This is a genomic window from Streptomyces sp. NPDC014991, assembly GCF_043080665.1.
GTDB lineage: Bacteria > Actinomycetota > Actinomycetes > Streptomycetales > Streptomycetaceae > Streptomyces.
In genome coordinates, this window is the sequence record NZ_JBIBVY010000012.1 from 93,999 (window position 1) to 106,885 (window position 12,887).

The 12,887-nt window shown below is 70.8% G+C and carries 11 protein-coding genes; all 11 read right to left on the bottom strand.

Translation table 11 applies throughout. The features are described from left to right. Positions 1 to 205: 205 nt before the first annotated feature. The 11 genes from metK to ACF1BE_RS20130 all read right to left on the bottom strand — a co-directional run bounded on the left by metK (position 206) and on the right by ACF1BE_RS20130 (position 12,886). The gene (gene metK / locus ACF1BE_RS20080; protein WP_392200397.1) at positions 206 to 1,414 is read right to left on the bottom strand and encodes a methionine adenosyltransferase; all 1,209 of its coding nucleotides are present in this window, start codon (positions 1,412 to 1,414) and stop codon (positions 206 to 208) included. A gap of 258 nt (positions 1,415 to 1,672) precedes the next feature. Further along, a complete protein-coding gene (gene coaBC, locus ACF1BE_RS20085) occupies positions 1,673 to 2,875 on the bottom strand; it encodes a bifunctional phosphopantothenoylcysteine decarboxylase/phosphopantothenate--cysteine ligase CoaBC (protein WP_392200398.1) in 1,203 nt (400 codons plus the stop codon). A 105-nt stretch (positions 2,876 to 2,980) separates the two neighbouring features. Further along, entirely contained in the window at positions 2,981 to 3,253 is a 273-nt protein-coding gene (rpoZ, locus tag ACF1BE_RS20090; RefSeq protein ID WP_005319902.1) for a DNA-directed RNA polymerase subunit omega, read from the bottom strand. Between the two features lie 53 nt (positions 3,254 to 3,306). After that, on the bottom strand, positions 3,307 to 3,900 hold the full coding sequence (gene gmk, locus ACF1BE_RS20095; RefSeq protein WP_392200399.1) for a guanylate kinase: 594 nt from the start codon (positions 3,898 to 3,900) through the stop codon (positions 3,307 to 3,309). A 59-nt stretch (positions 3,901 to 3,959) separates the two neighbouring features. Next, positions 3,960 to 4,283 (bottom strand): integration host factor, encoded by a 324-nt coding sequence (locus ACF1BE_RS20100; protein ID WP_003977346.1) that lies wholly within the window; start codon positions 4,281 to 4,283, stop codon positions 3,960 to 3,962. Between the two features lie 301 nt (positions 4,284 to 4,584). Beyond that, entirely contained in the window at positions 4,585 to 5,430 is an 846-nt protein-coding gene (gene pyrF / locus ACF1BE_RS20105; protein WP_392200400.1) for an orotidine-5'-phosphate decarboxylase, read from the bottom strand. Further along, positions 5,427 to 6,533, bottom strand: coding sequence for a quinone-dependent dihydroorotate dehydrogenase (locus ACF1BE_RS20110; protein WP_392200401.1), 1,107 nt, complete (start codon positions 6,531 to 6,533; stop codon positions 5,427 to 5,429). Before ACF1BE_RS20110 ends, pyrF begins: the two co-directional genes overlap by 4 nt. Positions 6,534 to 6,587: 54 nt before the next feature. Continuing rightward, on the bottom strand, positions 6,588 to 9,896 hold the full coding sequence (gene carB / locus ACF1BE_RS20115) for a carbamoyl-phosphate synthase large subunit (RefSeq protein WP_392200402.1): 3,309 nt from the start codon (positions 9,894 to 9,896) through the stop codon (positions 6,588 to 6,590). Then, positions 9,889 to 11,046: a glutamine-hydrolyzing carbamoyl-phosphate synthase small subunit gene (gene carA, locus ACF1BE_RS20120; RefSeq protein WP_392200403.1), complete on the bottom strand. Its 1,158-nt coding sequence runs from the start codon at positions 11,044 to 11,046 to the stop codon at positions 9,889 to 9,891. Before carA ends, carB begins: the two co-directional genes overlap by 8 nt. After that, positions 11,043 to 11,603, bottom strand: coding sequence for a hypothetical protein (locus ACF1BE_RS20125; protein WP_392200404.1), 561 nt, complete (start codon positions 11,601 to 11,603; stop codon positions 11,043 to 11,045). The genes carA and ACF1BE_RS20125 overlap by 4 nt, the downstream gene beginning before the upstream one ends. Continuing rightward, the gene (locus tag ACF1BE_RS20130) at positions 11,600 to 12,886 is read right to left on the bottom strand and encodes a dihydroorotase (RefSeq protein ID WP_392200405.1); all 1,287 of its coding nucleotides are present in this window, start codon (positions 12,884 to 12,886) and stop codon (positions 11,600 to 11,602) included. The genes ACF1BE_RS20125 and ACF1BE_RS20130 overlap by 4 nt, the downstream gene beginning before the upstream one ends. Between the last annotated feature and the right edge of the window lies 1 nt (position 12,887).

Consider the following 12,887-nt stretch of genomic DNA (forward strand, 5'->3'; position numbering starts at 1 on the left):
CTTGCATTCTTACCAAACGCCACTGACAACGCCGTCCGGGCGGGCCACCGGGCCCGGCGTCCCCGCCGTCACGCCACGTCCGCCCGCGTCCGTCACGCCGCTCGGCATCGCGCGAAGTGCCGCGTGCGGCGCGGCCCGCCCGCGCACACGCCGAGGCCCGGCCCCCGCGCGGGGGAGCCGGGCCTCGGTGAGCGGTGTTGCGGGGTTACAGGCCCGCGGCGGTGCGCAGGGCGTCCACGCGGTCCGTGCGCTCCCAGGTGAAGTCGGGCAGCTCGCGGCCGAAGTGGCCGTAGGCCGCGGTCTGGGAGTAGATCGGGCGCAGCAGGTCGAGGTCGCGGATGATCGCGGCCGGGCGGAGGTCGAAGACCTCGTCGATAGCCTTCTCGATCTTCTCGGTCTCGATCGTGTTGGTGCCGAAGGTCTCGACGAAGAGGCCGACGGGCTCGGCCTTGCCGATCGCGTAGGCGACCTGGACCTCGCAGCGGGAGGCCAGGCCGGCCGCCACGACGTTCTTGGCGACCCAGCGCATGGCGTAGGCGGCCGAGCGGTCGACCTTGGACGGGTCCTTGCCGGAGAAGGCGCCGCCGCCGTGGCGGGCCATGCCGCCGTAGGTGTCGATGATGATCTTGCGGCCGGTGAGGCCGGCGTCGCCCATCGGACCGCCGATCTCGAAGCGGCCGGTCGGGTTGACCAGCAGGCGGTAGCCCTCGGTGTCCAGCTTGATGCCCTCGTCCAGGAGCGCCTTCAGCTCCGGCTCCACGACGAACTCGCGGATGTCGGGGGCGAGCAGCGACTCCAGGTCGATGTCGGAGGCGTGCTGGGAGGAGACGACCACCGTGTCGAGGCGGACGGCCTTGTCGCCGTCGTACTCGATGGTGACCTGCGTCTTGCCGTCGGGGCGGAGGTAGGGGATGGTGCCGTTCTTGCGGACGTCCGAGAGGCGCTTGGACAGGCGGTGCGCCAGGAAGATCGGGAGCGGCATCAGCGTCGGCGTCTCGTCGGACGCGTAGCCGAACATCAGGCCCTGGTCGCCCGCACCCTGCCGGTCCAGCTCGTCCTCGTCACCCTCGACCCGTGCCTCGTACGCCGCGTCGACACCCTGCGCGATGTCCGGGGACTGCGCGCCGATGGACACCGAGACACCGCAGGAGGCGCCGTCGAAGCCCTTCTTGGAGGAGTCGTAGCCGATGTCCAGGATCTTGCCGCGGACGAGCGTCGCGATGTCCGCGTAGGCCTTGGTCGTCACCTCGCCGGCCACGTGGACCAGGCCGGTGGTGATCAGCGTCTCGACGGCGACCCGGGAGGTCGGGTCCTCGCGCAGAAGCGCGTCGAGAATGGTGTCGCTGATCTGGTCAGCGATCTTGTCGGGGTGACCCTCGGTCACGGACTCCGAGGTGAACAGGCGACGGGACACAATGCTCCCTGTGGTTGCAGCGGCTGCTGGCTGATCATTTGCGGTCGACACAGGGCTGCGCCCGGTCGACCGTCAACAGTTTATCGGTCGCACTCGGCCGACGGGCCACCATCTCGCTTCTCGGAGGCGTTGTGACCTGCGGCACAGGCATTCTGCACAATGACGGCCGGTGTGACCAGAGCCGCCACACCCGGCCGCGGCATCGTGGCGCACGCCCTTCACCCGGGCGGCGGCCCGGCCCCGGGACCGCCGGGCGGGTCAGCCCAGCCGCTGGGCGACCAGGTCCCAGACGATGTCGGCCAGGGCCTCCTTCGGTCCGTGCGGCACCGAGGTCTCGCTGCCGTCGGCACCCAGGACGACGGCTTCGTTCTCCTCGGAGCCGAAGGTCTTGCGCTCCCCCACCTCGTTGACCACGAGCAGGTCACAGCCCTTGCGGGCGAGCTTGGTCCGGCCGTTGGCGAGGACGTCGTCGGTCTCGGCGGCGAAACCGACGATCACCTGAGCGGGGCGGGCACGGTCGGCGGAGATCTCCGCGAGAATGTCTGGATTTCGCACCAGCACGACCGGATCGGGTTCCTGGCCGTCCCTCTTCTTGATCTTCCCGGCGGCGTAGGCGGCCGGCCGGAAGTCGGCGACGGCGGCGGCCATGACCACGGCGTCGGCGTCCGCCGCGGCCTTGAGGACGGCCTCGCGCAGCTGGACGGCCGTGCCCACCGGGACGACGTCCACCCCCGCCGGGTCGGGCAGCCCGGTGTTGGCCGCGACGAGTGTCACCCGGGCGCCGCGGGCGGCGGCCGTACGGGCGAGGGCGTAGCCCTGCTTGCCGGAGGAGCGGTTGCCGAGGAAGCGGACCGGGTCGAGGGGCTCGCGGGTGCCGCCGGCGGAGACGACGACGTGCCGCCCCCGCAGGTCGGGCTCGGTGACGCCCCGGGCCAGCACCCGGCGGCAGACCTCGAAGATCTCCGCGGGGTCGGGGAGCCGGCCCTTGCCGGTGTCGACGCCGGTGAGGCGGCCGACGGCGGGTTCGATGACGACGGCGCCGCGGCGGCGGAGCGTGGCCACGTTCTCCCGGGTGGCCGGGTGCTCCCACATCTCGGTGTGCATGGCCGGGGCGAAGACGACCGGACAGCGGGCGGTGAGCAGCGTGTTGGTCAGCAGGTCGTCGGCGAGGCCGTGGGCCGCCTTGGCGAGCATGTCCGCGGTGGCCGGGGCGACGACCACCAGGTCGGCGTGCTGGCCGATGCGGACGTGCGGGACCTCGTGCACGTCGTCCCAGACCTCGGGGGAGACGGGGTTGCCGGACAGGGCCGACCAGGTGGCGGCGCCGACGAAGTGCAGCGCGGAGGCGGTGGGCACCACGCGGACGTCATGGCCCGACTCCGTGAACCTTCTCAGCAGCTCACAGGCCTTGTAGGCGGCGATGCCACCGCTGACCCCCAGCACGACCCTCGGCTTGTCCACCGTGTCTCCCGGACTCGAGTAACGAACGACCGACTCCATGACACACCACAGGCCCGGCAGCGTGACTGCCGGGCCTGTGGATAAGTCGATCGCAATACGGAAAAACTACTGCGCCGGGCCCTCGATGGCCTCGGAGGTCAGGAGACCGGCGTTGATCTCGCGCAGGGCGATCGAGAGCGGCTTCTCGTGCACGTGGGTGTCGACGAGCGGACCGACGTACTCGAGGAGGCCCTCGCCGAGCTGCGAGTAGTACGCGTTGATCTGGCGAGCACGCTTCGCCGCGTAGATCACGAGGCTGTACTTCGAGTCGGTGGCCTCGAGAAGCTCGTCGATCGGCGGGTTGATGATGCCCTCGGGCGCGGTGATGGAAGAGGACACGCTCTACCTTCCGATGGATGGAAAAGAATCAGTCATCGTGATCACAGTCACGATCACACAATGTTCATCAAGGCTAGCAGCTCGCGCGCCACGTCCTCGACGGAGGTGTTGACCAGGGTCACGTCGAACTCCGGCTCGGCCGCCAGCTCGGTCCTGGCGGCCTCCAGGCGGCGCTCGATGACCTCGGGGGGCTCGGTTCCCCGGCCGGTGAGCCTGCGCACCAGCTCCTCCCAGGAGGGCGGAGCCAGGAACACCAGCTGGGCGTCGGAGAGCGACTCCCGGACCTGGCGGGCGCCCTGGAGGTCGATCTCCAGCAGGACGGGCTCGCCGTTCTCCAGCCTCTCCAGCACGGCCGCGCGGGGCGTGCCGTAGCGGTTGCCGGCGAACTCCGCCCACTCCAGCAGCTCGCCGTTGGCGATCAGCTTGTCCATCTCGTCGTCGGTGACGAAGAAGTAGTGGACTCCGTGCTGCTCGCCGGGGCGCGGCTTGCGGGTGGTCGCCGACACGGAGAGCCAGACGTCGGGGTGTTCCTTGCGCATATGAGCGACGACCGTGCTCTTGCCGACCCCCGAGGGGCCGGAGAGCACGGTCAGCCGCGGACGTGCGTCCGGGGGTTCGGGGGACGTCCCCCGGAGTGTTACTGCCATGCAGCGATTATCCAGCAATCCCGGAGTGCCCGGGACTCCCTGTCCGTCGGGAGGCGGACTCAGGAGCCGGTGCTGCCGAACTCACGCTCCAGGGAGGCGATCTGGTTCGAACCGAGACCGCGCACGCGGCGGCTCTCGGAGATTCCCAGACGCTCCATGATCTGCTTGGCGCGGACCTTGCCCACGCCCGGCAGGGACTCCAGCAGCGCGGAGACCTTCATCTTGCCGATGACGTCGTTCTCCTGGCCCTGCTTGATGACCTCGTGCAGGGAGGCGCCGGAGTGCTTGAGTCGATTCTTGACCTCGGCCCGCTCCCGGCGAGCCGCGGCGGCCTTTTCGAGCGCGGCTGCGCGCTGTTCAGGGGTAAGGGGCGGAAGAGCCACGCCTACGTCACCTCGGATGTCGAACTGTCGGATACGGACCGGTGAGGAACCTAGTCGCCCCACACCTGGGGAGCTACGAGCAACACGCGTCGCCCGTTCTCCCCCACTGCCTTGAGGGCCTTGGAGGTGCCCCCACTGCTCGGAGACTAGCGGGCAAGTCCGCCAGAGTCAGCGAGAACAGCGGAAAAGTCCTGGTCAGCCTCCGTCAGGTCGGACATTTCAGGCATATTGCCCGCGATTTGCAGATGTATTCACACTCACGTCGACGCGACAGCGCTCAGCCGAGCACGCGGCCGGCGGTTCAGACGCGGTCGACGGCCGCCCGGATCTCCTCCGCGACCCGCTCGGCCGCCCCGCGCAGCGCGCTGACGTCGGGACCGTGACGCAGAACACCCCGGCTGACGTTGGGCACCACGTTGCGGGCGGCCGCTCCGAAGACACGGGGAAGGTCGGCGGGGGTCGCGCCCTGGGCGCCGATGCCGGGCGCGAGGAGCGGGCCGTTGATGTCGAGGTCGTACGAGGACAGGTCGCCGAGCGTGGCGCCGACGACCGCGCCGAAGGAGCCCAGCGGCTCCTCACCGGCGTTCTCGGCCGCCAGATGGGCCAGCATGGTCGCCCCGATGGTCCGGCCGTCGGCACGCACCGCGTGCTGCACCTCGCCGCCCTCCGGGTTCGAGGTCAGCGCCAGCACGAAGAGGCCGGCACCGCTCTCCCGGGCCAGCGCGACGGCCGGGCTGAGCGAGCCGTAGCCCAGATACGGCGAGACGGTCAGGGCGTCGGAGAACAGCGGGGCTCCCTCGCGCAGGAACGCCTCGGCGTAGGCGGCCATGGTCGAGCCGATGTCACCGCGCTTGGCGTCCAGCACGACCAGGGCACCGGCCGCTCGTGCCTCCCTGACGGACGTCTCCAGGACCGCGAGGCCCCGCGAGCCGAACCGCTCGAAGAAGGCGCTCTGCGGCTTCAGGACGGCCACCCGGTCGGCCACGGCCTCCACCACCGTGCGGCTGAACCGTTCCAGCCCGGCGACGTCGTCGTCCAGGCCCCACTCGGCGAGCAGGGAGGCGTGCGGGTCGATGCCGACGCACAGCGGGCCGCGCTCGTCCATGGCGCGGCGCAGCCGGGCGCCGAAGGGCTCCAACGGTGTCATGCGGGCTTCCTCACGTCGGCGCCGACCGCGTCGGCGAGGGTGGCGTAGGGGCTGGTGCGCAGGCGGGCGGCGAGGCCCTTGTGGACGGCGCGGCACCAAAAGGGGCCCTCGTAGACGAAGGCGCTGTAACCCTGGACCAGCGTGGCACCGGCCAGGATGCGCTGCCAGGCGTCCTCGGCGCTCTCGATGCCGCCGACGCCCACCAGGGTGATCCGGTCGCCCACGCGCGCGTACAGGCGGCGCAGCACCTCCAGGGAGCGTGCCTTGAGCGGGGCTCCGGACAGGCCGCCGGTCTCCTCGGCCTGTCCGGGGGCGGAGCGCAGGCCGAGGCCCGCACGCGCGATGGTGGTGTTGGTGGCGATGATGCCGTCCAGGCCCAGTTCGACGGCCAGGTCGGCGACCGCGTCGACGTCCTCGTCGGCGAGGTCCGGGGCGATCTTCACCAGCAGCGGGACGCGCCGGTTCGCCACCGTGCGGTCGGCGGCCTCGCGCACGGCGGTCAGCAGCGGACGCAGGTGGTCCACCGCCTGGAGGTCGCGCAGTCCGGGCGTGTTGGGCGAGGAGACGTTGACGACGAGGTAGTCGGCGTACGGCGCGAGGCGCTCGGCGGACTTCACGTAGTCGGCGACGGCCTCCGCCTCCGGCACGATCTTGGTCTTGCCGATGTTGACGCCGACGACGGTGCGGAAGACCGGCTCGCGGGTCGCCAGGCGGGCCGCGACGGCCAGCGAGCCGTCGTTGTTGAAGCCCATGCGGTTGATCAGCGCGCGGTCCTCGACCAGCCGGAACAGCCGCTTCTTCGGGTTGCCGGGCTGCGGCTCGCCGGTGACCGTGCCGATCTCGACGTGGTCGAAGCCCAGCATCGACATCCCGTCGATGGCGACGGCGTTCTTGTCGAAGCCGGCGGCGAGTCCGAAGGGGCCGTGCATCCGCAGCCCGAAGGCCTCGGTGCGCAGTTCCTTGTGACGGGGCGCGAGGGCGGCGGCGGCGAAGGTGCGCAGCACGGGGACGCGGGCGGCCAGCCGGATCCAGCGGAAGGCCAGGTGGTGGGCGCGCTCGGGGTCCATCCGCCGGAAGACCAGGCGGAAGAAGATCTTGTACATGTGGGTGTCCTCATGAAGAGGGGGACACCGTTTCCGGTGTCCCCCTCGGGGCTGCTAGTCGCGGGCCGCGGTCAGGTGTTCGGCGTGTTCCTGGAGCGAGCGGACGCCCACGTCGCCGTGGTTGAGGGCGTCGATGCCCTGGACGGCCGCCGCGAGCGCCTGGACGGTCGTCAGGCAGGGCACGGAGCGGGCCACCGCGGCCGTACGGATGTCGTAGCCGTCGAGGCGGCCACCGGTGCCGTACGGGGTGTTGACGATGAGGTCGACCTCGCCGTCGTGGATCAGCTGGACGATGGTCTTCTCGCCGTTCGGGCCGGTGCCCTCGGACTGCTTGCGGACGACCGTGGCATTGATGCCGTTGCGCTTGAGGACCTCGGCGGTGCCGGAGGTGGCGAGCAGCTCGAAGCCGTGGGCGACCAGCTCGCGCGCCGGGAAGATCATCGAGCGCTTGTCGCGGTTGGCGACCGAGATGAACGCGCGGCCCTTGGTGGGCAGCGGGCCGTAGGCACCCGCCTGCGACTTGGCGTACGCCGTGCCGAAGACGGAGTCGATGCCCATGACCTCGCCGGTGGAGCGCATCTCCGGGCCGAGGATGGTGTCGACACCGCGGCCCTGGAAGTCCCGGAAGCGGGACCAGGGCAGGACGGCCTCCTTGACGGAGATCGGCGCGTCGAGGGGCAGCTCGCCGCCGTCGCCGTTCCTCGGCAGCAGGCCCTCGGCGCGCAGCTCGGCGATGGTCGCGCCCAGCGAGATGCGGGCGGCGGCCTTGGCGAGCGGGACCGCGGTCGCCTTGGAGGTGAAGGGGACCGTACGGGAGGCGCGCGGGTTGGCCTCCAGGACGTAGAGGATGTCGCCCGCCATCGCGAACTGGATGTTGATCAGGCCGCGCACGCCGACACCCTTGGCGATGGCCTCGGTGGAGGCGCGCAGGCGCTTGATGTCGAAGCCGCCGAGGGTGATCGGGGGCAGGGCGCACGCCGAGTCGCCGGAGTGGATACCGGCCTCCTCGATGTGCTCCATGACACCGCCGAGGTACAGCTCCTCGCCGTCGTAGAGGGCGTCGACGTCGATCTCGATCGCGTCGTCGAGGAAACGGTCGACGAGGACCGGCCGGGAGGGGCTGATCTCGGTCGACTCGGCGATGTACGAGGCGAGGCGGGTCTCGTCGTAGACGATCTCCATGCCGCGCCCGCCGAGGACGTAGGAGGGCCGGACCAGGACCGGGTAGCCGATCTCGTCGGCGATGGCCTTGGCCTCCTCGAAGGTGGTGGCCGTGCCGTGCTTGGGCGCCGGCAGACCCGCCTCCGCCAGGACGCGGCCGAAGGCGCCGCGGTCCTCGGCCGCGTGGATGGCCTCGGGGGACGTGCCGACGACCGGCACGCCGTTGTCCTTGAGGGCCTGGGACAGACCCAGCGGGGTCTGGCCGCCCAGCTGGACGATGACGCCCGCGAGCGGGCCGGCCTGCTGCTCGGCGTGGACGATCTCCAGCACGTCCTCGAGCGTCAGCGGCTCGAAGTACAGGCGGTCGGAGGTGTCGTAGTCCGTGGAGACGGTCTCCGGGTTGCAGTTGACCATCACGGTCTCGTACCCGGCGTCGGACAGCGCGAAGGAGGCGTGCACGCAGGAGTAGTCGAACTCGATGCCCTGGCCGATGCGGTTGGGGCCCGAGCCGAGGATGATCACCGCGGGCTTCTCGCGGCGCGCGACCTCGGTCTCCTCGTCGTAGGAGGAGTAGAAGTACGGCGTCTTCGCGGCGAACTCGGCGGCGCAGGTGTCGACCGTCTTGTAGACCGGGCGGATGCCGAGGGCGTGCCGGACCTCCCGGACGACGTCCTCGCGAAGGCCGCGGATCTCGCCGATCTGCTGGTCGGAGAAGCCGTGCCGCTTGGCCTCGGCGAGCAGGTCGGCGGTCAGCTCCGGCGCGCCCGCCAGCTCGTCCGCGATCTCCTTGATCAGGAAGAGCTGGTCCACGAACCACGGGTCGATCTTCGTGTAGGCGAAGACCTCCTCAGGTGTGGCGCCCGCGCGGATGGCCTGCATGACGGTGTTGATCCGGCCGTCGGTGGGCCGTACGGCCTCGCGCAGCAGGGTTTCCTTGTCGCCGGGCTCGCCGGTGAAGGCGAACTGGCTGCCCTTCTTCTCCAGCGAGCGCAGCGCCTTCTGGAAGGCCTCGGGGAAGTTGCGGCCGATGGCCATGGCCTCGCCGACCGACTTCATGGTGGTGGTCAGCGTGGAGTCGGCCTGCGGGAACTTCTCGAAGGCGAACCGCGGGGCCTTGACGACCACGTAGTCGAGCGTGGGCTCGAAGGAGGCCGGGGTCTCGCGCGTGATGTCGTTCGGGATCTCGTCCAGCGTGTAGCCGACGGCGAGCTTGGCGGCGATCTTGGCGATCGGGAAGCCGGTCGCCTTGGAGGCGAGGGCGGAGGAACGCGACACGCGCGGGTTCATCTCGATGACGATCACGCGGCCGTCCTCGGGGTTCACCGCGAACTGGATGTTGCAGCCGCCGGTGTCCACGCCGACCTCACGGATGACGGCGATGCCGACGTCCCGCAGGATCTGGTACTCGCGGTCGGTCAGCGTCATCGCGGGCGCGACGGTGATGGAGTCACCGGTGTGCACGCCCATCGGGTCGAAGTTCTCGATGGAGCAGACGACCACGACGTTGTCGTGCTTGTCGCGCATCAGCTCCAGCTCGTACTCCTTCCAGCCGAGGATGGACTCCTCCAGGAGGACCTCGGTGGTCGGGGAGAGGGTGAGGCCCTGGCCGGCGATGCGGCGCAGCTCCTCCTCGTCGTGCGCGAAGCCGGAGCCGGCGCCGCCCATGGTGAAGGACGGGCGGACGACGACCGGGTAGCCGCCGAGCGTCTCGACACCGTCGAGGACGTCGTCCATGGAGTGGCAGATGACCGAGCGGGCGGACTCGCCGTGCCCGATCTTGCGGCGGACCTCCTCCACGACGCCCTTGAACAGGTCGCGGTCCTCGCCCTTGTGGATGGCCTCGGGCTTGGCGCCGATCAGCTCGACGCCGTACTTCTCCAGCGTGCCGTTCTCGTGCAGCGAGATGGCGGTGTTCAGGGCCGTCTGGCCGCCCAGGGTGGGCAGCAGGGCGTCGGGACGCTCCTTGGCGATGATCTTCTCGACGAACTCGGGGGTGATCGGCTCGACGTAGGTGGCGTCGGCGATCTCCGGGTCCGTCATGATCGTCGCCGGATTGGAGTTGACGAGGATGACGCGCAGACCCTCGGCCTTGAGCACCCGGCACGCCTGGGTGCCGGAGTAGTCGAACTCGGCGGCCTGGCCGATGACGATCGGGCCGGAGCCGATGACCAGGACGGACTGGATATCGGTGCGCTTAGGCACGCTGGCCCTCCATCAGGGAGACGAAACGGTCGAACAGGTAGGCGGCGTCGTGCGGTCCGGCCGCCGCTTCCGGGTGGTACTGGACGGAGAAGGCGGGCTGGTCGAGCAGCTGGAGTCCCTCCACGACGTTGTCGTTGAGGCAGACGTGCGAGACCTCGGCGCGGCCGAACTTCGTCTCGCTGACCTTGTCGAGCGGCGCGTCCACGGCGAAGCCGTGGTTGTGCGCGGTGACCTCCACCTTGCCGGTCGTACGGTCCTGCACCGGCTGGTTGATGCCCCGGTGGCCGTACTTCAGCTTGTAGGTGCCGAAGCCGAGCGCGCGGCCGAGGATCTGGTTGCCGAAGCAGATGCCGAACAGCGGGGTCCTGCGCTCCAGGACGGCCGACATCAGCGCGACGGGGCCGTCGGCCGTGGCCGGGTCGCCGGGGCCGTTGGAGAAGAACACGCCGTCCGGGTCGACGGCGTAGACGTCGTCGGCCGTGGCGGTCGCGGGCAGGACGTGCACCTCGATGCCGCGCTCGGCCATGCGGTGCGGGGTCATGCCCTTGATGCCGAGGTCGATGGCGGCGACGGTGAACCGCTTCTCGCCGACCGCCGGGACGACGTACGCCTGCTTCGTCGCGACCTCCTCGTACAGGCTCGCGCCCTTCATGTGCGGCTGGGCCTGCACGCGCTCCAGCAGCTCGGCCTCGGGGGCGACCGCCTCGCCCGAGAAGATGCCGGCGCGCATCGAGCCGCGCTCGCGCAGATGGCGGGTGAGGGCCCGGGTGTCGATGCCGGAGATGCCGACGACGCCCTGGCGCTCCAGTTCGTCGTCCAGGGAGCGCGTGGACCGCCAGTTGGACGGCACGCGCGCGGGGTCGCGCACGACGTAGCCGGAGACCCAGATGCGGCCCGACTCGTCGTCCTCGTCGTTCCAGCCGGTGTTGCCGATCTGCGGGGCGGTCGCGACGACGATCTGGCGGTCGTACGACGGGTCGGTCAGTGTCTCCTGGTAGCCGGTCATGCCGGTGGAGAACACGGCCTCGCCGAAGGTCTCCCCCACGGCCCCGTAGGCGCGGCCGCGGAAGAGGCGGCCGTCCTCCAGGACGAGTACGGCGGGAAGCGCCTTGTTCCTCTGGGAGGAGCTTCCCCTGGTGGAGGTCGTCATCGTGCGCCTTCCGTCTTGTCGGTCATCTGGTTCAGGGTGTCGACCCATTCGGTGTGCTCGGCCGCGCGGTCGGAGCGGAACCCGGAGTCGATCAGCTTGTCGCCGTGCGCCCAGGTCACCACCAGCAGTCCCCCCTCGGTGAGGACCTTGCCGGCGATGCCCTTGTCCAGGCGCGCTTCCCGCAGCGCGGCGGTGGGGACGAAGAAGTCGGCCGCCCCGGGGCGCTCGACCTCCAGGCCCGCGTCGGTCAGGGTGAGCCGGACCCGGCTGCGGGTGCCGAGGCCGTGGGCCACGATCCGGTCCAGCCACTGCCCGGCGGTGGTGGAGCCGTGGTAGCGGCCGCTCATCGTCAGTCTCGCCTCGCCGGGCTCGTCCGGCGCGGTGGGCAGCTCCGGGATGTCGCCCTGGAGGGTGCCGCGCCACTTCCAGCCCTCGCGCATCAGCCAGTAGACGAGCGCGATGAACAGGACGAGCCCGACGAGCCAGCCGATGCGGGCCGGCCAGTCGGTGACGTCGGCCGACTTCCTGGCTTCCGCCAGGAGGATTACAGGTGTCACGTGAGCTTCCCGTCGACGAGCGTGGCCTTGCCCCGCAGCCACGTGTGGGTGACCCGGCCCGGCAGCTCGCGCCCCTGGTAGGGGGTGTTGCGGCTGCGCGAGGCGAAGCCCGCGGGGTCCACCTGGCCACGGTATGCCGTGTCGACGAGGGTGAGGTTGGCGGGCTCACCAGCCGAGACGGGACGGCCGTGCCCGGTGGCCTGTCCGATCTGCGCGGGCCGGAAGGACATGCGGTCGGCGACGCCGGCCCAGTCCAGCAGGCCCGTGTCGACCATGGTCTCCTGCACCACTGACAACGCGGTCTCCAGGCCGACCATGCCCATGGCGGCGGCGGCCCACTCGCAGTCCTTGTCCTCGTGCGGGTGCGGGGCGTGGTCGGTGGCGACGATGTCGATCGTGCCGTCGGCGAGCGCCTCGCGCAGGGCCATGACGTCCCGCTCGGTGCGCAGCGGCGGGTTGACCTTGTAGACGGGGTTGTACGTCCGTACCAGCTCGTCGGTGAGGAGGAGGTGGTGCGGGGTGACCTCGGCGGTGACCCGGATGCCGCGGGACTTGGCCCAGCGGACGATCTCGACCGAGCCGGCGGTCGACAGGTGGCAGATGTGGACGCGGGAGCCGACGTGCTCGGCGAGCAGCACGTCCCGCGCGATGACCGATTCCTCGGCGACGGCCGGCCAGCCGCCCAGGCCCAGCTCGGCGGAGACGACGCCCTCGTTCATCTGGGCGCCCTCGGTCAGGCGCGGCTCCTGCGCGTGCTGGGCGACGACCCCGCCGAAGGCCTTCACGTACTCCAGCGCGCGGCGCATGATCACGGCGTCGTCCACACACTTGCCGTCGTCGGAGAAGACGGTGACGCCGGCGGCGGACTCGTGCATGGCGCCCAGCTCGGCCAGCTTCCTGCCCTCCAGCCCGACGGTGACGGCGCCGATGGGCTGCACGTCGCAGTAGCCGTGCTCCCTGCCGAGCCGCCAGACCTGCTCGACGACACCGGCGGTGTCGGCGACCGGGAAGGTGTTGGCCATGGCGAACACGGCCGTGTAGCCGCCGCTCGCCGCCGCGCGGGTGCCGGTGAGCACCGTCTCGGAGTCCTCGCGGCCCGGCTCGCGCAGGTGGGTGTGCAGATCGACCAGGCCCGGCAGCAGTACCTTGCCGCCGGCCTCGACCACCTCGGCACCCTCGGCGGACAGCCCGGTGCCGACCTCGGCGACGCTCTCGCCGTCGATGAGCACGTCCTGCGGCTCACCACCGAGCACCCTGGCGCCACGGATCAGGATCTTGCTCATG